The sequence below is a fragment of the Streptomyces huiliensis genome, from assembly GCF_020037025.1.
GTDB lineage: Bacteria > Actinomycetota > Actinomycetes > Streptomycetales > Streptomycetaceae > Streptomyces > Streptomyces huiliensis.
Map to the genome: position 1 here is coordinate 1 of NZ_JAIQLH010000084.1, position 21,144 is coordinate 21,144.

At 71.9% G+C, this 21,144-nt stretch carries 19 protein-coding genes and 1 riboswitch; of the genes, 5 read left to right on the top strand and 14 right to left on the bottom strand.

What is annotated here, in order from left to right; genetic code table 11:
* Window positions 1–40 precede the first annotated feature (40 nt).
* On the bottom strand, window positions 41–997 hold the full coding sequence (locus tag JNW98_RS16895) for a GlxA family transcriptional regulator (RefSeq protein ID WP_223769066.1): 957 nt from the start codon (window positions 995–997) through the stop codon (window positions 41–43).
* Window positions 998–1,088: 91 nt separating this feature from the next.
* On the opposite strand from JNW98_RS16895, the gene JNW98_RS16900 reads away from it, so the two are divergent.
* Entirely contained in the window at window positions 1,089–1,682 is a 594-nt protein-coding gene (locus tag JNW98_RS16900) for an MBL fold metallo-hydrolase (protein ID WP_223769067.1), read from the top strand.
* A gap of 135 nt (window positions 1,683–1,817) precedes the next feature.
* Window positions 1,818–2,636 (top strand): PhzF family phenazine biosynthesis protein, encoded by an 819-nt coding sequence (locus JNW98_RS16905; RefSeq protein WP_223769068.1) that lies wholly within the window; start codon window positions 1,818–1,820, stop codon window positions 2,634–2,636.
* A 15-nt stretch (window positions 2,637–2,651) separates the two neighbouring features.
* Here the strand turns inward: JNW98_RS16905 and JNW98_RS16910 are convergent, their stop codons facing one another.
* Both JNW98_RS16910 and JNW98_RS16915 read right to left on the bottom strand, forming a co-directional pair.
* Window positions 2,652–3,389 (bottom strand): CPBP family intramembrane glutamic endopeptidase, encoded by a 738-nt coding sequence (locus JNW98_RS16910; protein WP_223769081.1) that lies wholly within the window; start codon window positions 3,387–3,389, stop codon window positions 2,652–2,654.
* Between the two features lie 240 nt (window positions 3,390–3,629).
* Window positions 3,630–5,126 (bottom strand): glutamate-cysteine ligase family protein, encoded by a 1,497-nt coding sequence (locus JNW98_RS16915; protein ID WP_223769069.1) that lies wholly within the window; start codon window positions 5,124–5,126, stop codon window positions 3,630–3,632.
* Between the two features lie 479 nt (window positions 5,127–5,605).
* On the opposite strand from JNW98_RS16915, the gene JNW98_RS16920 reads away from it, so the two are divergent.
* Window positions 5,606–6,202, top strand: a complete 597-nt coding sequence (locus JNW98_RS16920) for a hypothetical protein (RefSeq protein WP_223769070.1) — start codon at window positions 5,606–5,608, stop codon at window positions 6,200–6,202.
* A gap of 342 nt (window positions 6,203–6,544) precedes the next feature.
* On the top strand, window positions 6,545–6,751 hold the full coding sequence (locus JNW98_RS16925; protein ID WP_171163074.1) for a DUF5999 family protein: 207 nt from the start codon (window positions 6,545–6,547) through the stop codon (window positions 6,749–6,751).
* 98 nt (window positions 6,752–6,849) lie between these two features.
* On the opposite strand, the gene gcvP is transcribed toward JNW98_RS16925, so the two are convergent.
* Entirely contained in the window at window positions 6,850–9,735 is a 2,886-nt protein-coding gene (gene gcvP, locus JNW98_RS16930) for an aminomethyl-transferring glycine dehydrogenase (RefSeq protein WP_223769072.1), read from the bottom strand.
* A 190-nt stretch (window positions 9,736–9,925) separates the two neighbouring features.
* Window positions 9,926–10,048: riboswitch (glycine riboswitch) on the bottom strand.
* Window positions 10,049–10,249: 201 nt separating this feature from the next.
* On the opposite strand from gcvP, the gene JNW98_RS16935 reads away from it, so the two are divergent.
* Window positions 10,250–10,570 (top strand): PRC-barrel domain-containing protein, encoded by a 321-nt coding sequence (locus JNW98_RS16935; protein ID WP_223769073.1) that lies wholly within the window; start codon window positions 10,250–10,252, stop codon window positions 10,568–10,570.
* A 121-nt stretch (window positions 10,571–10,691) separates the two neighbouring features.
* Here the strand turns inward: JNW98_RS16935 and JNW98_RS16940 are convergent, their stop codons facing one another.
* The 10 genes from JNW98_RS16940 to clsA form a co-directional block, all read right to left on the bottom strand.
* Window positions 10,692–12,047 (bottom strand): DNA polymerase IV, encoded by a 1,356-nt coding sequence (locus JNW98_RS16940; RefSeq protein ID WP_223769074.1) that lies wholly within the window; start codon window positions 12,045–12,047, stop codon window positions 10,692–10,694.
* A gap of 129 nt (window positions 12,048–12,176) precedes the next feature.
* On the bottom strand, window positions 12,177–12,902 hold the full coding sequence (locus tag JNW98_RS16945; protein WP_223769075.1) for a MerR family transcriptional regulator: 726 nt from the start codon (window positions 12,900–12,902) through the stop codon (window positions 12,177–12,179).
* A 201-nt stretch (window positions 12,903–13,103) separates the two neighbouring features.
* Window positions 13,104–13,577, bottom strand: a complete 474-nt coding sequence (locus JNW98_RS16950; protein WP_004947186.1) for a bifunctional nuclease family protein — start codon at window positions 13,575–13,577, stop codon at window positions 13,104–13,106.
* Between the two features lie 110 nt (window positions 13,578–13,687).
* Window positions 13,688–14,464 carry a transcriptional regulator FtsR gene (ftsR, locus tag JNW98_RS16955; protein ID WP_223769076.1) on the bottom strand — a complete coding sequence of 259 codons (777 nt, stop codon included), beginning with the start codon at window positions 14,462–14,464 and terminating at the stop codon, window positions 13,688–13,690.
* A 55-nt stretch (window positions 14,465–14,519) separates the two neighbouring features.
* Window positions 14,520–15,344: an FHA domain-containing protein gene (locus JNW98_RS36885; RefSeq protein WP_372459264.1), complete on the bottom strand. Its 825-nt coding sequence runs from the start codon at window positions 15,342–15,344 to the stop codon at window positions 14,520–14,522.
* A 130-nt stretch (window positions 15,345–15,474) separates the two neighbouring features.
* Window positions 15,475–16,422, bottom strand: a complete 948-nt coding sequence (locus JNW98_RS16965; RefSeq protein WP_223769077.1) for a DUF881 domain-containing protein — start codon at window positions 16,420–16,422, stop codon at window positions 15,475–15,477.
* A gap of 5 nt (window positions 16,423–16,427) precedes the next feature.
* Window positions 16,428–16,760, bottom strand: coding sequence for a small basic family protein (locus tag JNW98_RS16970; protein WP_004947174.1), 333 nt, complete (start codon window positions 16,758–16,760; stop codon window positions 16,428–16,430).
* A complete protein-coding gene (locus JNW98_RS16975) occupies window positions 16,757–17,674 on the bottom strand; it encodes a DUF881 domain-containing protein (RefSeq protein ID WP_223769078.1) in 918 nt (305 codons plus the stop codon). The genes JNW98_RS16970 and JNW98_RS16975 overlap by 4 nt, the downstream gene beginning before the upstream one ends.
* Window positions 17,675–17,776: 102 nt before the next feature.
* Window positions 17,777–20,272 carry a mannose-1-phosphate guanyltransferase gene (locus tag JNW98_RS16980; protein WP_223769079.1) on the bottom strand — a complete coding sequence of 832 codons (2,496 nt, stop codon included), beginning with the start codon at window positions 20,270–20,272 and terminating at the stop codon, window positions 17,777–17,779.
* A 96-nt stretch (window positions 20,273–20,368) separates the two neighbouring features.
* Window positions 20,369–20,977 carry a cardiolipin synthase ClsA gene (gene clsA / locus JNW98_RS16985; protein WP_223769080.1) on the bottom strand — a complete coding sequence of 203 codons (609 nt, stop codon included), beginning with the start codon at window positions 20,975–20,977 and terminating at the stop codon, window positions 20,369–20,371.
* Between the last annotated feature and the right edge of the window lie 167 nt (window positions 20,978–21,144).

Sequence of the window (21,144 nt, forward strand, 5' to 3'; positions counted from 1 at the left end):
TCCGCCGACATGACCTGCGGCTGACGCTCCAACGGCTGTGCTACGGCGCGTTCGTGAAGGAGCGACGGTACGAACGGGGCGGCACCCCCCGGCGGCGGACGAACTGTTCGCGCAGGACGGCCGCGCTCCCGTAGCCGACGCGCCGGGCGACCTCCTCGACCGGCAGGTCCGTGGTCTCCAGGAGCTCCTCGGCGCCGCTCAGCCGCAGGCTCCGGAGCCAGGCGTGGGGAGTGGTGCCGGTCGCGGCGGCGAAGCGGCGGGCGAAGGAGCGCTTGCTCATCAGGGCCCGCCGGGCCAGTTCCGCGACGGGAAGCGGCTCGTGGAGGTTCTCGCGCGCCCACGCGAGCACCTCGGCGAGGCGCTCGTCGCGGCAGTCCTCGGGCACGGGGGCGGCCAGGTACTGCGCCTGCCCGCCGTCGCGGTGGGAGGGCAGCACCACGTCCCGGGCGACGGCGTTGGCCATCGCCGCTCCGTGCTCCCGCCGCAGCAGGTGCAGGCAGAGGTCGAAGCCCGCGGCGGCTCCCGCGCCCGTGACGACGCGCCCTTCGTCGACGTAGAGGGCGTCGGGTTCGACGGCGACGCGGGGGTGGCGGCGGGTGAGCAGGTCGGCGAACCGCCAGTGGGTGGTGGCCCGCCGGCCGTCGAGCAGTCCGGCGGCGGCGAGCGCGAAGGCGCCGACGCAGTGGGCCGCGACGAGCGCGCCGCGCGCGTGGGCCGCCGTCAGCGCGTCGAGCACGGCGGGTGCCGGCGGTGTCCGGAAGCCGGCCCACGGCAGGGCGATCACCAGGTCGGCCGAGGCGAGCCGGTCCAGGCCGTGCGTGAGGGCGAGCGGCACGCCGAGGTCGGTGGGGACCGGCCCGGGCCGGTCGGCGCACAGGGCGAAGTCGAAGCCGGGCAGCGCCTCGCCGTGCGGGCCGAAGACCTCGGTGACGATGCCGACGGCGAGCATGCCGACGCCGGGCGGGGCGTACGCGGCGACGGTCGTGAAGGGAGCCATCCGCGCAGTGTGGCACCCGTGGCAGCAATCCTGCGATCGTCGGCAGATGTGCCACTCGTGAGCGGACGCCCCGCCCGGAAGGATCGAGGGCATGACAGACGCACCGCTCGGCCGCAGCGCCGTGTACACGATCCTGACCACCGGTTACGTCGGCTCCACCGGGCCCGGCGTCGCCGCCACCGTCTCCTACATGTCCGACGCCGGCCGGCACGTGATCTTCGACCCGGGCATGGTGGCGAGCCACGACGACATCCTCGGCCCGCTCCGCGAGTTGGGGCTCGGCCCCGACGACATCACCGACGTGGTGCTCAGCCACCACCACCCGGACAACACCATGAACGTGGGCCTCTTCGGACGGGCCCTGGTGCACGACCACCGGGTGGAGTACCGCGGCGACCAGTGGCGGAACCGGGACGCGGAGGGGTACGAACTCACCCCGTCGCTGCGGCTGATCCGCACCCCTGGCCACAGCCAGGAGGACATCACCCTGCTGGCGGGCACCGACTCGGGCGTGGTCGCCTTCGCCGGCGACCTGTGGTGGCACGCGAACGGCCCGGCGGACGACCCGGTGGCCCCCGACCGCGAGCTGCTGCGCGCCTCCCGGCTCCGGGTCATCGCCACCGCGGACCTGATCGTGCCCGGCCACGGCGCCCCGTTCCGGGCCGACGACACCACGCCCCGCTAACCGTTCCACCCGGCCGGGCTCCGACAACGGCCGGCCCGGGCCGGAACGGACGCGCCCCGGTCGCGAGCACCGAATGAGGCCACCTCCCGGCGATTGGCCATGTCCGGCACCGCCCCCGCGTCCTACCGTCCTGCCATGCGAATCCGAATCGTCGACGCGTTCACCGACCGCCCCTTCGCCGGCAACCCCGCCGGCGTCATGCTCTTCGACGGCCCCTTCCCCGACGACGACCGGCTGCAGGCCATCGCCGCCGAGGTCAACCTCTCCGAGACGGCGTTCGCCCGGCCGCTGGACGGCACAGGCGAAGAGGAGGCGGACTGGGCGCTGCGCTGGTTCACCCCGGCCACCGAGGTGGACATGTGCGGCCACGCCACCCTGGCCACGGCACACGTCCTGCACACCACCGGTGCCGCCACCGGGACCGTCCGCTTCGCCGCCCGCTGCGGCGTGCTCACCACGACGGCACATGACGACGGGTCGGTGACCATGGACTTCCCGACGTCCTCGCTCACCCCGCTGGCCGCCCCCGAGGGGCTGGCCGAGGCGCTCGGTGCCGCCCCGCTGAGCGTCCACGACACCAGCGGCCACATCGGGGACCTGCTCGTCGAGCTCTCCGACGAACGGACCGTGCACGCCCTGGCCCCCGACTGGCACGCGCTGTCGGGCCGCTCCCGCCGGGGGATCATTGTCACCGCCCCGGCCGCGGACCCGTCCCTCGGCTACGACTTCGTCTCCCGCGGCTTCTTCCCCAACGTGGGCATCGACGAGGACCCGGTCACCGGCAGCGCGCACACCGCGCTGGCCCCGTTCTGGGCGGCCCGCCTCGGCCGCACCGAACTGACGGGCCTCCAGGGTGGCGCCCGGCGGGGGCGGGTCCGCACGGAACTGCGCGGCGACCGCACGCTCCTGACGGGCCGCGCCGTGACCGTGATCGACGGCGAGTTCCTGGTCTGACGGGAGCCGGGCCGCTCACGCCGTCGGCAGCCAGCCGACCTTCCCCGCGAGCAGCGCGTACCCGGCGAACGCCACGATGTCGATCAGCGCGTGCGCCGCCACCAGCGGCCCCACCCGCCCCCAGCGCCGGTAGAGGAGGACGAAGAGGACGCCCATCGCCATGTTCCCGACGAACCCGCCGATGCCCTGGTACAGGTGGTACGAGCCGCGCAGCACCGCGCTCGCGGCCAGCGCCGCCATGGGCCCCCAGCCCGTCTGGCCGAGCCGGCGCAGCAGGTAGCCGACGACCACGACCTCCTCCAGCACCGCGTTCTGCACGGCGGAGGCGATCAGCACCGGGAACTTCCACCACACGTCCGGCAGCGACTCGGGCACCACCGTCAGGTTGGACCCGGCGGCCCGCGCCCCCAGGTAGAGCAGCAGCCCGGTGCCGCCCACGACCGCGGCGACGGCGGTGCCACGGGCCAGGTCGGTGCCGGGCCTGCGGCGGTCGAAACCGATCGAGCGCAGCCCCGCGCCCTCGCGCGAGAGCAGGTGGGCGACGAGGAGGACGGGGACCAGCGCGGTCGCGATGCCGAACAGCTGCCAGGCCAGGTCCAGCCAGGGCCGGCCGGGCGCGTGCGAGGTGTTGAGCCGGGCCGCCTGGTCCTTGAGCCCGCCCGGCCGGGTGAGCGCGCCGATGAAGCTGATCAGCGCCGAGACCCCGCTGGCGCCCAGCGAGAGGGCCAGCACCAGGAGGGTCTCGGTGCCCAGCGTCCGCCGCGACGGGACGGAGGCGACGGCCGGGCCCGCCGGCCCGGCCGGGCGCTCCTCCGCGTCACGGGCGTCCTGTCGCGTCGCTCTGTTCACTCGTGGTCCACTCCCGCCTGCGCCCCTCGCGTACCGCCCGCGCGTCGTCGCGCACGGCTCCGCGGCGGTGGCCGCCGCCGCGTCGTCCCAGCTTGCCCGACGACCGCGGGCCCGGACGACAGCGGGGGTGCGGCGGCGCCCGGGTCAGGCGATCCCCACCGGCCACGTGTGCACCGGCTCCCCCGTGGCCATCAGCTCGCAGTAGCGCCGCGTGGTGGCGGCCAGCGCGGCGTGCCGGTCCAGGCCCCGGTCCCGGGCCGCGTGGTAGGTGGCGGCCTGCCAGGACGCCCCGTTGGTGCGCCGGCGGCAGCGCCCCTCGATGACGCCGAGGTAGCGGTCGCGGTCGGCGGGCTCGACGCCCCACGCGTCGAGGCCGGCGGCGGCCAGCGGCAGCAGCTCGTCGCGGACCAGCCGGACGGCCGACACCTGGCTCACGCTTCCCGTACGCCCCTTGGGCCACCGCAGCACCGCGTCGATGCCGTGCCGGCAGGCGGCGTCGAAGTTGTCGGCCGCGGCGGCGAACGGCAGCCGCGTCCACACCGGGCGCGGCTCCTCGGCGAGGGCCCGGACCAGCCCGTAGTAGAACGCCGTGTTGGCCAGCACGTCGGTGACGGTCGGGCCGGCGGGCAGGACGCGGTTCTCCACCCGCAGGTGCGGGACGCCGTCGGCGATCCCGTAGACGGGCCGGTTCCAGCGGTAGACCGTGCCGTTGTGCAGGACGAGTTCCTCCAGCCGCGGCACCCCGCCGGCGTCCAGCACCCGCAGCGGGTCCTCGTCGCCGCTGATGGGGAGCAGCGGCGGGAAGAAGCGCAGGTTCTCCTCGAAGAGCTCGTACGCCGAGCCGATCCAGCGCTCCCCGAACCAGGTGCGCGGCCGAACGCCCTGCGCCTGCAGTTCGGGCGGGCGGGTGTCGGTGGACTGCACGAACAACGGCGGCCGGGATTCGCGCCAGAGCTCGCGGCCGAAGAGGAACGGGGAATTGGCGCCCATCGCGATCTGCGCGGCGGCCACCGCCTGGGCCGCGTTCCACACGGCGGCGAACCGGCCGGGGGTGACCTGGAGGTGCAGTTGCACCGAGGTGCAGGCGGCCTCCGGGCAGATGGAGCGCGCGGTGCAGGTCAGCCGTTCGACGCCGTCGATGTCGATGCGGACGTCCTCCCCGCGGGCCGCCATGACCTGCTCGTTGAGCAGCGCGTAGCGGTCGGCGGCGGAGAAGTTGTCGGGGACGAGGTCGGACTGGCCGAGCGTCGGCAGAATGCCGATCATCACTATTCGGGAGCCCACTTCCCAGGCTTTCCGGTCGGCATAGGAGAGCCCGGTGCGCAGTTCCTCGGCGAGTTGGTCCAGAACCCGCCCCGACAAGCGGTGCGGGACAATGTTCACTTCCAGGTTGAATTGACCGAGTTCGGTCTGGAAATCATGACTCGCGATACGCTCCAGCACCTTCGCATTCATCATGCTCGGCATACCGTCGGAGCCCGCCAGATTCAACTCGATCTCCAGCCCCATAAGGTTCCGGGGCCGGTCGAAACGCTTCTCCTCCAGTAACCTCCCCAGCCCTTCGAGGCACTGCCGGAGCTTGTCCCGGTGGCGCTGCCGGTCGTCCAGGCCGAACTCCACGGCGGCGACCTTCTCACCCATGGACGCGTCCTCCTCCAGCGGTCGCCCTCGGCGCCGGCCCGCTCCCGTCACGGTCGATGATGCCCAGACGAGGCGATCGAAACGCCTCACCCCGTCCCCGTATAACCGGTAGGCTGGCAGCCAAGCGCACTCCGGCACATTCCGATGGCATGACGGCAGCTCATGGCATGTCGCATTGCGCTGGTGATAAACACCGACGAGTTTCGGCCGACCGTTCCCGGGAAAGAAACCGAGGTCAGGTGTACGCGGCCGGGAACGAAAACACCGAAAACACCCTCGCAGGCGGCCCTGATTTCCCCTTGCCGGAAATACCGGCGACAGCTAGCCGAAACATCCTGTGAACATGTGTCGTATAAACTCGGAGTGAGGCAGAGAGTAGGCGCCCCGGCAGTCGGTCCCGGCCCCCCTCTGACCCCGCACACCGACAGCGTCGTCACCTGCCAGCACCTGCGTGTCTCCGAAGTGAGAGGCGACCCATCATGCCGCTGCACATCCCCCCTGCCCCCGCGCCTGCCCTCCGTAGCGTCCGCACCGCCCTCGGCTCCCCCACCGCGGTCCGGGAGACCCGCACCCCGTCCCTGAAGGCCGCGCAGGGAGCGCTCAGCTGCGAACTCCCGCTTCCCGTCCACGTCCTGGAGCAGCACTCCCCGGCCGGCGGCGCCCCCCGCACCCGGCTCACCGGCTGGCGCTTCCTGATCAAGGAGGACGAGCGCGCCATCGCCGCGGGCGAGGCCCGGCCGACCGCCGACGGCTGGACGTTCTCGCACTTCTTCGAGGGACCGTACGTCGTCTCCACCGAACTCGCCCTGCGGCAGGCGGAGTCGCTGTCGACGCCGTACCAGCCGCGCCTGCTGACCGTGCCCGGCCTCTACATGCTCACCCTCTGGCTGCACGGCGACATCTCGGCCGACGCCGAGTCCGGCCTGCCCGCCCCCGGCGACCTCCTGGTGCCGCTCGCCCCCGCCCCGCCCGGCATCGCCGCCCACCGCCCGCACCGCTTCGCCGACCTGCTGCCGGTGCTCACCCTCCGGCTGACCCCGGCCCCCCTCACGGCCCCGATGCTGAAGACCGCGTGACGCGTCCCGACCATGCAACACGCCCCGACGGCGCCCCGCGACCCGCTCCGGTCGCGGGGCACCGCGCCGTTCCCGCCCCTCCCGACCCCGTTCACCCACACGGCTCAGCGCGCGGAGGTCGACCCGAACCGACCGAAGGGGCAGACTTGTTGACAGCAACCGTCCGCATGGGTGACGCGTCCTCCTCCATAGCGGACCGCTGCTTCGAAATCCCTGCGGAATCACGCCCGTAGGGCAACACTGGGACCGACAGACCACATCGTCACGGGGGGCGGCATGACCACCGCATCGAGCCGCAGCACAGCGACAGCAGCAGAGACATCCCAGCGAAAGAACCCTTCCATGTGCCAGCACCAGCCCGCGTGCCCGTCAGCCGATTCCGCCGACCGGGAGGCCGCCCACCTCGTGGCGCACTTCCCGCAGCAGGGCTGGAGCCTGCTGTGCAACGGCGTCCTCTGCTTCGAGGACACCGGCGAACTGCTGCCGGACGGGCAGATCATCGCCCCGCACCGGCCGCTCGGCACCGAGCATGTGGTGACGGCGGCCTGACGGGCCCACCGGCACCGGCGATCACGCACGACGCAACGAAAGGGCCGGCCCGGCGACTTCGCCGGACCGGCCTTCCTCATGCGACGACGGGCCTATGCCTAGCCCTCGTACTCGTCCAGCGGCGGGCAGGAGCAGACGAGGTTGCGGTCACCGAACGCGCCGTCGACGCGGCGCACCGGCGGCCAGTACTTGTCGGCCGGGGAGACGCCGCCCGGGAAGACCGCCGTCTCCCGGTCGTACGGGTGCTCCCACGCACCGGCGATCGACCCGGCGGTGTGCGGGGCGTTGCGCAGCGGGTTGTCGTCCTTGTCCCACTCGCCCGAGCCGACCTTCTCGATCTCCGCGCGGATCGCGATCATCGCCTCGCAGAACCGGTCGAGTTCGACCAGGTCCTCGCTCTCGGTGGGCTCGATCATCAGCGTGCCGGCCACCGGGAACGACATCGTCGGCGCGTGGAAGCCGTAGTCGATCAGGCGCTTGGCGACGTCGTCGACGGTGACGCCGGTCGCCTTGGTGAGCGGCCGGAGGTCCACGATGCACTCGTGGGCGACGAGGCCGTTGGGGCCGGTGTAGAGCACCGGGTAGTGCGGTTCCAGGCGCTTGGCGATGTAGTTGGCGCTCAGCACCGCGACCTGGGTCGCGGCCTTGAGGCCCTCGCCGCCCATCAGCCGGACGTACGCCCAGGAGATCGGCAGGATGCCCGCCGAGCCCCACGGCGCCGCCGAGATCGGGCCGACCCCGGTCTCCGGGCCCGCGGCGGGCTGGAGCGGGTGGTTGGGCAGGTACGGCGCGAGGTGGCCGCGGACGGCGACGGGCCCGACGCCCGGACCACCGCCGCCGTGCGGGATGCAGAAGGTCTTGTGCAGGTTCAGGTGCGAGACGTCGCCCCCGAACTCGCCCGGCTTCGCCACCCCCACCAGGGCGTTGAGGTTGGCGCCGTCCACGTACACCTGGCCGCCGGCCTCGTGGACGAGGGCGCAGATCTCGCTGATGTGCTCCTCGAACACCCCGTGCGTGGACGGGTAGGTGACCATGAGCACGGCCAGCTCGTCGCGGTGCTTCTCGATCTTGCCGCGCAGGTCGTCGGCGTCGACCTCGCCGTCCTCGCCCGTCTTCACCACGACGACGCGCATGCCGGCCATCACGGCACTGGCCGCGTTGGTGCCGTGCGCGGAGGACGGGATGAGGCACACGGTCCGCTGCTCGTCGCCGTTGGCGCGGTGGTAGGCGCGGACGGCCAGCAGACCGGCCAGCTCGCCCTGCGACCCGGCGTTCGGCTGGAGCGAGACCTTGTCGTAGCCGGTGACCTCGGCCAGCCGCTCCTCCAGCTCGCGGATGAGCGTGAGGTAGCCCTCGGCCTGGTCCGCCGGGGCGAACGGGTGCAGCGCGCCGAACTCCGGCCAGGTGACCGGCTCCATCTCGGTCGTCGCGTTGAGCTTCATGGTGCAGGAGCCGAGTGGGATCATGCCCCGGTCCAGCGCGTAGTCCCGGTCGGCGAGGCGGCGCAGGTAGCGCAGCATCGCGGTCTCGGAACGGTGCTGGTGGAAGACCGGGTGGGTGAGGAACTCGGAGCTCCGCAGCAGCGCCTCGGGGAGCGCGTCGGCGGTGGCGGCGTCCAGCGCCTCGACGTCGGCGTCCACCCCGAACGCGGCCCAGACGGCGGCCAGGTGCTCGCGGGTGGTGGTCTCGTCGCAGGCGATGCCGACGGTGTCGGCGTCCGTCCGGCGCAGGTTGACGCCCCGCTCCAGGGCGGCGGCGACGATCTCGTCGGCCCGGCCGGGCACCCGCGCGGTGACGGTGTCGAAGTACGCGCCGTGCACGACCTCGACGCCGCCGGCGCGCAGCCCCTCGGCGAGCAGTGTCGCGTAGCGGTGGGCACGGCGCGCGATGCCGGCGAGCCCGTCGGGCCCGTGGTACACGGCGTACATGCCGGCCATCACCGCGAGCAGCACCTGCGCGGTACAGATGTTGCTGGTGGCCTTCTCGCGGCGGATGTGCTGCTCGCGGGTCTGGAGGGCCAGGCGGTACGCCTTGTCGCCGTCCGCGTCGACGGAGACGCCGACGAGGCGGCCGGGCAGGCTGCGCGCGAACTGCTCACGGACGGCCATGAAGCCGGCGTGCGGCCCGCCGAAGCCCATCGGCACGCCGAACCGCTGGCTGGTGCCCACAGCGATGTCCGCGCCCAGCTCACCGGGCGGCGTGAGCAGCGTCAGCGCCAGCAGGTCGGCGGCCACGGTGACGACGGCACCGAGCTCGTGCGCCCGCTCGATGACCGGGCGGAGGTCGCGGACGGCACCGGAGGCGCCCGGGTACTGGAGCAGCACGCCGAAGACGCCGCGCTCGGCGATCTCGTCCGGAATACCGGCCGAGAGGTCGGCAACGACGACCTCGACGCCGGTGGGCTCGGCGCGCGTCTCGATGACGGCCACGGTCTGCGGCAGCGTGTCGGCGTCGACGAGGAACACCCCGTCCTTGACCTTGCCCACCCGGCGGGAGAGCGCCATCGCCTCGGCGGCGGCGGTGCCCTCGTCCAGCAGGGAGGCACCGGAGGTGGGCAGCCCGGTGAGGTCGGCGACGACGGTCTGGAAGTTCAGCAGGGCCTCCAGACGGCCCTGGGAGATCTCCGGCTGGTACGGGGTGTACGCCGTGTACCAGGCGGGGTTCTCCATGACGTTGCGGAGGATCACCGGCGGGGTGAACGTGCCGTGGTAACCGAGCCCGATCATGGGCACCAGCACCTGGTTGCGGTCCGCGAGGCCGCGCAGCTCGGCGATCACCTCGGCCTCGCCGCGGGGCGCGGGCAGCCGGAGCGCCTCGGCGCTCTTGATCACGTCCGGCACGGCGGCGGCGGTGAGTTCGTCCAGCGAGCCGAAGCCGACGTGGGCGAGCATCTTCGCCTGCGCCTCACTGTCGGGGCCTATGTGGCGGCCGGCGAAGGGAGTGCCGCGCTCCAGGTCGGAGAGGGCGATGCGGTGGGCGGTCATCTGCGGGGGCCTCCTGGTCATTGCGACCTGCGAGGGGTACCACGGCGCGGGTACCCGGACGGCCTCCCCCTCTGTCATCTCGACCTGAGAGCTTCACCGGGCCGACGTGACGCGACCCGGCTTTCACCGTCGGTGAGGAGGGGCTCGGCGTGGTGCCCGGTCCGGTGCCCGCCCTGCTTTCCAGAGTGACCTCGTCCGCGCGGTACGGGTGCCTGAGAGATTCCGGGGAGGATTTGCTCCTTCGGCGCCACCGTCGGACCGGTCAGGCCACTGCCTGTCCAGGTACTCCGGAGGACTCTCCCGCGCGGGGTCCACAGCCAATCGCCAGCCTACCAGCGGCGATGCCGACGGCGGATCTCCCGAGAGCGCACTTCTCCGCCGACTCCCCCATCACTCCCGATTACTCCTGCTTGACGGCATTTCCTGCCCCCGGAGGGTTTTTCCTGGCTTTGCGAGCGGCCTCCCGGGGAAACCAGCAGACAGAGAGGGACGGAAGTGACTCCCGGGAGGACGGATGCAGTCGGATATCGATCCTCGTACCCTGATCGGCCGCAAGGCCTACGACCGCGACGGCGCGAAGATCGGCACCGTGGACGAGGTCTACCTCGACGACGCCACGGGCGAACCCGAGTGGGCGGCCGTCCGCACCGGCCTGTTCGGCCGCGACGCCTTCGTCCCGCTGGAACCGAGCGAAGTCGTGGACGACTCCCTCCGCATCCCCTACGACCGCACGCTCATCAGGGCGGCCCCCGACCTGGGCGTAGGCCGCCACCTCTCCCCGGAGCAGGAGCTGCGCCTGTACCACCACTACCGTATGACCGTGCCCGGGACCTGAATCAGCCCGTCCGGCGTTTGAGGACAGCGCGCGAAGCGCGCTTCGGGGGTGCGGGGGCGGAGCCCCCGCAGGAAACGGTGAAAGGGCGGGGCAGGGGCACCCCGAGCGCGTCAGCGCACCCTCAGCACCCCGACCCCACCACCGGCCGTATCAACGGCACAGGCTCAGCCGGCTCCAAATCCGGATCATCGACGCCGAACGTCCGCACCCGCCCAGGCACCACCGACCAAGGCTCCTCGAACCGCACCGTGACCCGCCCGAGCCCACTCCCCTGCACCCACCCCCGCCCCAGCTCCCGATGGACCACGTCCAGCCCCGGCAGCCACCGCCGGACCGACGACGCACCGTCGTCCTCGGTCCGCTCCGGAGCCGCGCTCCCTTCCGCTTCCGGAGCCGTCTCAGCGGCCGCCGCCTGCGCGAACAAATCCTCCTGCGTGTAATCCGCCAGCCCACTCACCCCCACCCCCAGCAACCGCACCCCCTCCGTCGTATCGACCCCCGCCAGCAGCCGCGCGGCAGCCTCCCGCACGACGGCAGGATCATCGGTCGGCCCCCGAAGCGTCTCGGAGCGGGTCAGCGTCGAGAAGTCGTACCGCCGCACCTTGATGACGACCGTGCGCCCCGACCGCCCGGCGGCCCTGAGCCGCCCGACGCAGCGGTCGGCGAGCCGGGCGAGCTCCAGCTGGACCCGCGTCCGGTCGGTCAGGTCCTCGGCGAAGGTGTCCTCGACGGAGACGGATTTCGCGTCCCGCTCGGCCACCACGGGACGGTCGTCGTGCCCCGTCGCCAGGGCGTGCAGACCGGCCCCGTGCGCCTTCCCCAGCAGCCGCACCAGCTCCGCCTCGCCCGCCTCGGCGGTCTCGGCGACCGTGTGGATGCCGGCGCGCCGCAGCGTCTCGGCGGTGGCGGGCCCGACGCCCGGGATCGTCCGTACCGGCATGGGCCCCAGCAGCTCCAGCTCCGTGCCCGGCTCGATGAGGACCAGCCCGTCCGGCTTCGCCTGCTCGGAGGCGATCTTGGCGAGCATCTTGGAACCGGCGAGGCCCACCGACCCGCTGACCCCCGTCGCCGCGAGGATGTCCCGGCGCAGCCGCTCCCCCACCGCCCGTACGGCCGCCGGGTCCGGCTCCACGCCGCCCGCCTCCAGATCCACGAACGCCTCGTCGAGGCTCAGCGGCTCGACCAGCGGCGACAGCTCGGCCAGCAGCCCCATGACCACCCCGCTCACCTTCTGGTACAGGCTGAAGCGCGGGGTCAGGTAGGCCGCGTTGGGGCACAGCCGTCGGGCCTGGGCCGTCGCCATCGCCGAGTGCACACCGAAGACCCGCGCCTCGTACGACGCGGTGGCCACCACGCCCCGCGGGCCGATGCCGCCGACGACGACCGGCTTTCCGCGCAGGCTGGGCTTGGCCGCCTGCTCCACCGAGGCGTAGAAGGCGTCCATGTCGAGATGCAGGATCGTCGGTGAACCTCTCACACCACAAATGGTCCCGCATACCACTGACAATCGCGCTGACGTGCGACGACGAGCCCGCCCGCGCCGCGTCCGACCGCACGAAAGCGGGCCCGGGAATCACCCCGGACCCGCTCCGTGAAAGGAAAGCCCTCAGCCCGCCCGGTTCCGCCGCCGCGCCAGCTCGTCCGCCGGATTGTGGCCGATCAGGGTCTCGCCCGTGTCGACCCGCTCCCCGTGCAGCTGGGCGAGCGCGCCCTCGACGTCCCGCCAGACCACGCCGACGGCGATCCCGAAGACGCCCTGGCCCCCCTGGAGGAGCCCCACGACCTCGTCGGGGGACGCGCACTCGTAGACCGTCGCGCCGTCGCTCATCAGCGTCATCTGCGCGAGGTCGGCCATGCCGCGGGAGCGCAGGTGCCGGACGGCGGTGCGGATGTTCTGCAGCGAGACGCCGGTGTCCAGCAGCCGCTTGACGATCTTCAGGACGACGACGTCACGGAAGCTGTAGAGCCGCTGGCTCCCCGACCCGTACGCGGGCCGCACGCTCGGCTCCACGAGCCCCGTGCGGGCCCAGTAGTCGAGCTGCCGGTAGGTGATGCCCGCCGCCGCGCAGGCGGTGGGCCCGCGGTAGCCGACGGCCTCCGTGCCGGCCGGGGCGCTCGCCTCGGTCTCCGCGTCCCTGGGACCGCCGGCCCGGGGCCCTCGCTGGGAGGTGACCGCGGCGGCGGGGGCGGGAGTGCTCCCCACACCGTTCCGACCGTGGGCGGGGGCCCCTCCGATGCCGTTCAGGCTGGGGGGAAGGGTCACCGGTTCGACCGATCCCCCGTGCAGCGGATACGGACTGCCGACCGCTGTACCGTCGCCCGTGCTTCTCACGCCGACCTCCGTCCTTGACCTGCCTTCTCGACGGTAGGCAGTCGCTCGGGGTGCGTCAACGATCGCCACACTCGGCACGCCGAGTGATAATCACCCTGAGAGTGGTTTTACGTGTCCCCGCGGGGGAAAGGCTACTCGAATACCCTGCCGCGGCCCTGTCAAGGCCCTGGTGCGACCCGCCCAGGGGGACCGCCGGCCGCCTCACTGGCTGTTGGTACCGAAGTCCTCCGGCGAGATCTGGTCGAGGAACTCGCGGAACTTCTCCACCTCGTCCTCCTGCTCGTCCGGGATGGCGATCCCCGCGTCGTCCAGCACCCCGTCACTGCCGTAGATCGGCGTTCCGGTGCGCAGGGCCAGCGCTATGGCGTCGGACGGCCTGGCGCTGACCTCGACTCCGCTGGCGAAGACCAGCTCGGCGTAGAAGACGCCCTCGCGCAGGTCCGTGATGCGGACCTCCGCGAGCTGCTGCCCCACCGCCTCCAGCACGTCCTTGAACAGGTCGTGGGTCAGCGGTCGGGCCGGAGCCATTCCCTGCTGCGCGAAGGCGATCGCCGTCGCCTCCCCCGGTCCGATCCAGATCGGGAGGTAGCGGTCGCCTCCCACTTCGCGCAGGAGCACGATCGGTTGGTTGGAGGGCATTTCCACCCGGACACCCACGACATCGAGCTCGTTCACACAGCAACCCTAGGACGTGCTCGGCCGGTTTGGGTAGTCGGGGCCGTGCTCGGTCACCGTCCGCACCGTCGGAGCGGCCCCGCGGCGGTCCCGGAGCGGCCCCCGAGCGGTCACTGCCCGTGCGGCCGGAGCGCGGAGCGCACCAGGGCGGCGTGCAGCCGGACCGACAGTCCGGCGAGCTCCCGGGCCGTGGCCTCGGCATGGGCCCTGGTCTGCGGGTTGCGGTGCCTGCGCAGCGGTGCGACCACCTGTTCGACCAGACCTGCCTCGCGGTCCGCCGCGGCCTTCACGGCCCGCAGGTGGCGCGGCTCCAGCCCGAATCGCCCCAGGTCGGCGACGAGGCGGGCGACGGCCACGGAATCGGCTCCGAATCCGCCGTCCGGGTGGGGGACGACCAGCCCGTACGACTCCCATTCCACGAGCTCGCCCTCGGTCACCCCGGTGAGCTCCAGCAGCTCCGCCCGGCCGACCCGCCCGCCGGGCCCCGTGGGCTCGGGGCCGGTCTCCACCGGGTCCTCGGGTTCCTCGGCCGGCTCGCCGAGATCGAGACCGTCCCGGGGCTGGGCGGGGGCGGGCAGCGGCAGCCGCTCGCCGCGGGCCAGCGCGTCCAGGTGCTCGCGGATGACCTTCAGCGGCAGGTAGTGGTCGCGCTGCATCCGCAGCACCTGGGCGAGCCGCTCCACGTCCGCCGTACTGAACTTGCGGTAGCCGGACGGCGTGCGCTGCGGCTCGACCAGGCCCTCCGCCTCCAGGAAACGGATCTTGGAGATGGTGACCTCGGGGAACTCCTCGCGCAGCAGGTTGAGCACCGTTCCGATGCTCACCAGCCGGCCCTCCGCACCGGCGGTGCCGGAGGAGCCGGCACCGCCCGACGGTGTCTGAAGCATGGACCTTCCCTTGCCGTCCTCCGGGACGCGCCTTCCGGACGCGGCCCGGGAGGGGTCAGATGCCCCGCTGGCTGCCGAAGAAGACCAGGCGGTACTTGCCGATCTGCACCTCGTCGCCGTTCGACAGCACCACCGAGTCGATCTGCTCCCGGTTCACGTACGTGCCGTTGAGGCTGCCGACGTCCGTGACGCTGAAGCCGCCGTCCTGCCCCCGCCGGAACTCCACGTGCCGGCGCGACACCGTGACGTCGTCGAGGAAGATGTCGCTCTGCGGGTGCCGGCCCGCCGTGGTCACCTCGCCGTCCAGCAGGAAGCGGCTGCCCGAGTTGGGGCCGCGGCGGACCACCAGCAGCGCCGAGCCCAGCGGCAGCGCCTCCACGGCGGCCTGGGCCTCCGGGGAGAGCGACGGGATGGCCGTCTGGCCCGTGGTCTCGGAGTCGTACGCCTCCAGACCGGAGATGGAGATCGTGGACGTGGTCTCCGACGCGCGCTCGGCGACGGCACCCGGCCGCAGCGGCGCACCGCAGTTGGAGCAGAACCGGCCGTTCTCGCCGTTCCGATGACCACACCTCGTACAGACCGGCAAGGCAGCCCCTTCCCCCGCACCCGACATCGGCGTACCGAGACCTATGCGCGCGGTCGCCGTGGGATCGGCCGGAGCGCCGCCGTGGACCCCCGCCTGGTCTCGGAAGAGCGGACGGCCCTCCTGGCCTCCCTGACCCCGCTCATCGCCCTCCACCGGCCCCTGGGCCCGGTGGCGTGCGGAACCGCCGCCGCTCTGGCGGGAGCTCTTGCCGAACAACTTCGCAAACAACTTCACGGGCGATTCCCCTTGACCGAAACAGACCCGCCCGTGGGGCAGGACAAAACCTCGCTGCACACACCGTCCGACCTGGACATCCTTACAACGTCCAGAGCCGACAGACAGTTTCCATCACGCACCGCCGTCTTGGTGCGCCGACCCCCCGCAACTTCCCGCCCTCCCCGCAGAGCCCCTGCGTTCGCCCGCCTCACCTCGATGACGACCGAGCGTAGTCAGGCCGCTTCGCCGGACGCAAGGCGTCGACAATGATCTTCTCAGACCGGGAGATGTCGACCCCGGCCTGCTCCTTCTGCAGAGTCTGCACCACACCACCGGGGATGTTGAGAGCGGGCTTCAGATCGTCGGGCTTGCCGATGACCTTGAACTTGTAAGGCTGCGACACCTTCTTGCCGTCGATCTCCACCTTCCCCGCGGTACCGGAGAAATATGTGTCGGCGGCCACCCGGACATCGTTGAGCTGGATCGCCTCGGCGCCGGCCGCCCGCAGCTCCTGGACGGCGTCCAGCAGCATGTCCGGCTCCACCGCCCCCTTGCCGTCGCTCACCGTGAGGACGATGCCGGGCCCCTGGGCGGCCACCGTGCCCGCCAGGATGCCGAGCTGCTGCTCCTTCTGCGCCGTCTGCTTACGGGCCTCCGCGGCCTGGTTGGAGCTGCTCTCCAGCTCCGACCGCTGGCTCTCCAGCTTCCGCTTCTCGTCGTCGAGCCGCTTGGTGCGGTTGTCGAGTTCGTCCAGGATCCGCACCAGGTCCTCCTGGCGCGCACCGCGCAGCACGCTGCTCTCGCTGTTGGACCGGACCTGGATCGCCAGCCCCAGGCCGAGCACGCACAGCAGCAGGGCGACGGTCAGCTGCGCCCGGGTGAGCCGGGGCGGCCACAGGCCCTTCACCAGCCGCTGACGGCCCGTCAGGGGCGGTTCCGCCGGGGGCTCCGGGGCGGGGGACGCGGGGGGCTCTCCGGCCGCCTCGGAGGGCTTCCCCTCCGGACCGTCCGACGCGGCGTCCTCCCGCTCCTCCCGACCGGGCTGCTCCCCCGAGTTCTCCGGGGTCTCCTCGGCCGGGGTCTTCCCCACCGGAGTCTCCTCGGGCGGGGTCTTCTCGGGCTTCTTCGGACCCTCGGGCGTGTCGTCGGTGCTCATCGGCCTCACGCCCGGAAGACGTGCCGCCGGATGGCGGCCGCGTTGGAGAAGATGCGGATGCCCAGGACGACCACCACACCGGTGGACAGCTGCGCCCCGACGCCCAGTTTGTCGCCCAGGAAGACGATGAGGGCCGCGACGACCACGTTCGACAGGAACGACACCACGAAGACCTTGTCGTCGAAGATGCCGTCCAGCATCGCCCGGAGGCCGCCGAACACCGCGTCCAGGGCCGCGACGACGGCGATGGGCAGGTAGGGCTCGACCGCCGTCGGCACCACGGGGCGGACCACCAGCCCGACCACGACTCCCACGATGAGGCCCAATACGGCGATCACGATGTGCCCTTCCCTGTGTCGGCGGCGCGGCCGGCCGCGCCGCCCCCCTGCGGCCGTGCGGTTCGTACGGTCAGACTCGGCGCGGCCGACAGCCGGATGTCGTCCTCGACGGAGATGTTCGCCCTGACCCCGTAGTTCTGCTGGAGGACGTGCAGGTACTGGCCGTCCACGCTGTCCTGGAACGCGGTGCTCATCCGCCGGCCGTCGCCGATCGCCAGCACCGTGTACGGCGGCGCCAGCGGCTTGTTGTCCACCAGTATGGCGTCCCCGGCCGCCCTGATCGCCGACAACGAGGTCAGTCGCTGGTCATTGATCGCGACGGCCTCCGCACCGGCCTGCCAGAGGCCGTTGACGACGCGCTGCATGTCGCGGTCGCGCACCCGGCCGGTGTCGGAGAAGCCGCTGCTCTCCCGGGGGCCGCCGCCGCTGCTCTTCGCCTGCTTGGCGTCGTCGACGACCACCTTGACCCCGGGGCCGTGCACCGACGTGGCCCCGGCGAGGAGGGAGACCAACTCGGCCTTGTCCCCGCCGTGTTCCTCCAGGGCCTCGCGCTGCCTGTCCCCTACGGTCTCCCGCAGCCCGTTGACGTTCTTCTGCAGGGCGTCCGCGGCCGCCGTCTCCTTCTCGATGCGGCTGATGAGCTGCTCGCGCTCCTTGGCCAGCGTCGGTGCCGATATGCGCGCCTGCGCGGCTCCGAGCGTCACCACCACGGCGGCCAGCAGCAGCGCCGCGGCCAGCCCCAGCTTCGCCCGGAGCTTGCCGGGCAGCCCTTGGCCGCCCTCGGCCCGCCGGGCCGCCGCCTCCGCGTAGCCGTCGTCCAGGCTGTGGTCCATCACGTTGGTCAGCAGCGACATGGAGGCGTCGGGACGCGAAGGCGGTGCGGAGGTCCTCCGAACGGGGGGCTGCTGCGGCATGCCGCACATCGTCGCACGTCGGGGGCGCCGTCTCCCAATGGCCCCACCGGCGTGCCGGAACGGGACAGGGAAGACGACGCCCCCGGTGGCCGCTTGGGGCCGCTAGCGCCCCGCGCCGTCCACCACCGCGGACCACTCGTCCAGCAACGCCTGGGCGGACGCGTCGTCAGGCCCCTCGGCCCACAGGTGCGTCACGGCCTCGGCCGGGTCGGGGAGCACCATCACCCACCGTCCGTCGGCCTCCACGACCCGGACGCCGTCGGTCGTGTCGACCGAGCGGTCGCCGGCCGCCTCGACCACCTGACGCATCACCAGGCCCTTGACCGCCCACGGCGTGGCCAGGTCCCGCCGCAGGACGTGCGCCCGGGGGATCCGGGCGTCGATCTGGCTGAGCGTGAGCTGCGTCCGCGCCACCAGGCCGACCAGCCGGACGAACGCCGCCGTGCCGTCGAACACGCTGCTCGACTCCGGCACGATGAACCCGCCGCGGCCGTCGCCGCCGAAGATCGTCGAGTCCGCCCGGCCGACCCGGGTCAGGTCGTCCGGTGACGTCGTCGTCCACTCCACCTGCGTACCGTGGTAGGCGGCCACCTGCTCGGCGATCCGGGTCGTGGTGACCGGCAGCGCCACCCGCCCGGAGCGCCGCTCGGCGGCGACCAGGTCGAGCAGGACCAGCAGCGCGCGGTCGTCCTCGACGATCCGCCCTCGCTCGTCCACGAGCGAGATCCGCTCGCCGACGGGGTCGAACCGCACGCCGAACGCGGCCCGCGCGGAGGCGACGATCTCCCCGAGCCGGACCAGGCCGGACCGCCGGGCGTCGGCGGTCTCGGTGGGCCGCGCCTCGTCCAGCCCCGAGTTGATGGTCAGCGCCTCCACGCCGAGCCGGCCGAGGAGGCTGGGGAGAACGAGTCCGGCGCTGCCGTTGGAGGCGTCCACGACGACCTTCAGCCCGGCCTCGGCGACGCCCGTGGTGTCGACGGACCGCAGCAGCGAACCCGTGTACGAGTCGTAGACGCTCGACGGGAAGGACAGGTCGCCGATCTCGCCGGGGAACGCGCGCCGGTACTCCTGGCGGGCGTAGACGCGGTCCAGCTTCCGCTGCCCGGCCTGCGAGAGGTCGGCGCCGCGCTCGTCGAAGAACATGATGTCGACGGAGTCCGGCACCCCGGGCGTGGTGCGGATCATGATGCCGCCGGCGCTGCCCCGCGCGGTCTGCTGCCGTGCCACGGGCAGCGGGACGTTCTCCAGGTCCCGCACCTCGATGGCGCTGGCCTGGAGGGCCGAGATGACGGCCCGTTTGAGGGCGCGGGCGCCGCGGGAGTGGTCGCGGGCGGTGGTGACGGTGGCGCCCTTCTTGAGCGTCGTGGCGTACGCGCCGGCCAGCCGGACCGCGAGTTCAGGGGTGATCTCGACGTTGAGGATGCCGGACACGCCGCGCGCCCCGAACAGGTGCGCCTGGCCGCGGGACTCCCAGATCACCGACGTGTTGACGAACGCGCCGGCCTCGATCGTCTTGAAGGGGTAGACGCGGACGTTCCCCTGGATGATCGATTCCTCGCCGACGAGGCACTCGTCGCCGATGACGGCGCCGTCCTCGATCCGGGAGGCACGCATGATGTCGGTGTTCTTGCCGACGACGCAGCCGCGCAGGTTGCTCTGCTGGCCGATGTAGACGTTGTCGTGGACGACGGCCTTGTGCAGGAACGCGCCGCTCTTGACGACGACGTTGGAGCCGACGACGGTGTGCTCGCGGATCTCGGCGCCGGCCTCGACCTTGGCGTAGTCGCCGATGTAGAGGGGGCCGCGCAGTTCGGCGTCGGGGTGGACCTCGGCGCCCTCGGCGACCCAGACGCCGGGCGAGATCTCGAAGCCGTCTATGTCGACGTCCACCTTGCGTTCGAGGACGTCGGCCTGGGCCTTGACGTAGCTCTCGTGGGTGCCGACGTCCTCCCAGTAGCCCTCGGCGACGTAGCCGTAGATGGGCTTGCCTTCCTTCATCAGCTGGGGGAAGACGTCACCCGACCAGTCGACCGGGACGTCGGGCGCCACGTACTTGAAGACCTCGGGCTCCATGACGTAGATGCCCGTGTTGACGGTGTCGGAGAAGACCTGACCCCAGGTCGGCTTCTCCAGGAAGCGCTCGACCTTTCCGGCGTCGTCCACGATGGTGATGCCGAATTCGAGCGGGTTGGGGACCCGGGTGAGGCAGACGGTGACGAGGGCGCCCTTTTCCTTGTGGAACCGGACCAGATCCGTCAGGTCGAAATCGGTGAGGGCATCGCCCGAGATGACGAGGAAGGTGTCGTCCTTGAGGGCCTCTTCCGCATTCTTGACGCTGCCCGCCGTGCCCAGTGGCTTTTCCTCGTTGGCGTAGGTGAGCTCCATGCCGAGCTCCTCGCCGTCCCCGAAGTAGTTCTTCACCAGTGAGGCGAGGAACTGGACGGTGACCACCGTCTCCGTGAGCCCGTGCCGCTTCAGGAGCCGGAGTACGTGCTCCATGATCGGGCGGTTGGCCACCGGCAGAAGCGGCTTGGGCATGCTTGAGGTCATGGGGCGAAGGCGGGTGCCTTCGCCACCGGCCATCACGACGGCCTTCATGTCGGAAGCGTCCTCCTTGAGAGATGACGGACCACCGACTAAATCCCCTCGATCGCCTCCGTTGTACGTACGCGGGAACGTACGGCTACGACGGGATCAGTCGGCTGTGGTATCCGCCTTGACCAGTCGGCGGACTTGAACCACATAGAGGATCCCTGCCCACCAATAGAGGGTTGTACCCCATCCGGCGAACGCCCATCCGAAAATAGTGGCGGGCAGCTGTACCCAGCTGTCATTGTCACTGAGAAGCAGCAGCGGGAACGCGTACATCAAGTTGAAGGTCGCGGCCTTGCCCAGGAAGTTCACCTGGGGCGGCGGGTATCCGTGCCGTCGCAGGATCCACACCATGACCAGCAGCATCGCCTCGCGGGCCAGGAGGGCCGCGGTGAGCCAGAGCGGCAGGATCTCCCGCCAGGTCAGTCCGACCAGGGTGGAGAGGATGTACAGCCGGTCGGCGGCCGGGTCGAGCAGCCGGCCGAGGCTGCTGATCTGGTTCCAGCGCCGGGCGAGCTTCCCGTCGAGGTAGTCGCTCACACCGCTCAGCGCCAGCACCAGCAGCGCCCATCCATCACACTTCGGCCCGTCGAAGACGGGCTGGAGGATCAGCCACAGGAAGAGGGGGACGCCGGCGAGGCGAGCCATGCTGAGGATGTTGGGGATGGTGAGGACGCGGTCGGTCTGGACGCGCGTCTCCTGGACCTCCACCCGGGGGCCTCCTGTGGGACGGTTGCTGTCGATTTCTTCTTGACCTTACCGGTAGCCGATGACCTCGTCGGCAGCCGGGGGTACGGGCGGTAAACGCAAGTAAGCCCTGGCAGGGAGCAATGCTCCCCACCAGGGCTTACTTTCACATTTAGTTCGGCGGCGTCCTA

Coding starts and splice junctions, on each gene's coding strand:
- JNW98_RS16895 (WP_223769066.1), bottom strand. CDS start 997: ATGGCTCCCTTCACGACCGTCGCCGCGTACGCCCCGCCCGGCGTCGGC.
- JNW98_RS16900 (WP_223769067.1), top strand. CDS start 1,089: ATGACAGACGCACCGCTCGGCCGCAGCGCCGTGTACACGATCCTGACC.
- JNW98_RS16905 (WP_223769068.1), top strand. CDS start 1,818: ATGCGAATCCGAATCGTCGACGCGTTCACCGACCGCCCCTTCGCCGGC.
- JNW98_RS16915 (WP_223769069.1), bottom strand. CDS start 5,126: ATGGGTGAGAAGGTCGCCGCCGTGGAGTTCGGCCTGGACGACCGGCAG.
- JNW98_RS16920 (WP_223769070.1), top strand. CDS start 5,606: ATGCCGCTGCACATCCCCCCTGCCCCCGCGCCTGCCCTCCGTAGCGTC.
- JNW98_RS16925 (WP_171163074.1), top strand. CDS start 6,545: ATGTGCCAGCACCAGCCCGCGTGCCCGTCAGCCGATTCCGCCGACCGG.
- gcvP (WP_223769072.1), bottom strand. CDS start 9,735: ATGACCGCCCACCGCATCGCCCTCTCCGACCTGGAGCGCGGCACTCCC.
- JNW98_RS16935 (WP_223769073.1), top strand. CDS start 10,250: ATGCAGTCGGATATCGATCCTCGTACCCTGATCGGCCGCAAGGCCTAC.
- ftsR (WP_223769076.1), bottom strand. CDS start 14,464: ATGCTTCAGACACCGTCGGGCGGTGCCGGCTCCTCCGGCACCGCCGGT.
- JNW98_RS16965 (WP_223769077.1), bottom strand. CDS start 16,422: ATGAGCACCGACGACACGCCCGAGGGTCCGAAGAAGCCCGAGAAGACC.
- JNW98_RS16975 (WP_223769078.1), bottom strand. CDS start 17,674: ATGCCGCAGCAGCCCCCCGTTCGGAGGACCTCCGCACCGCCTTCGCGT.
- JNW98_RS16980 (WP_223769079.1), bottom strand. CDS start 20,272: ATGAAGGCCGTCGTGATGGCCGGTGGCGAAGGCACCCGCCTTCGCCCC.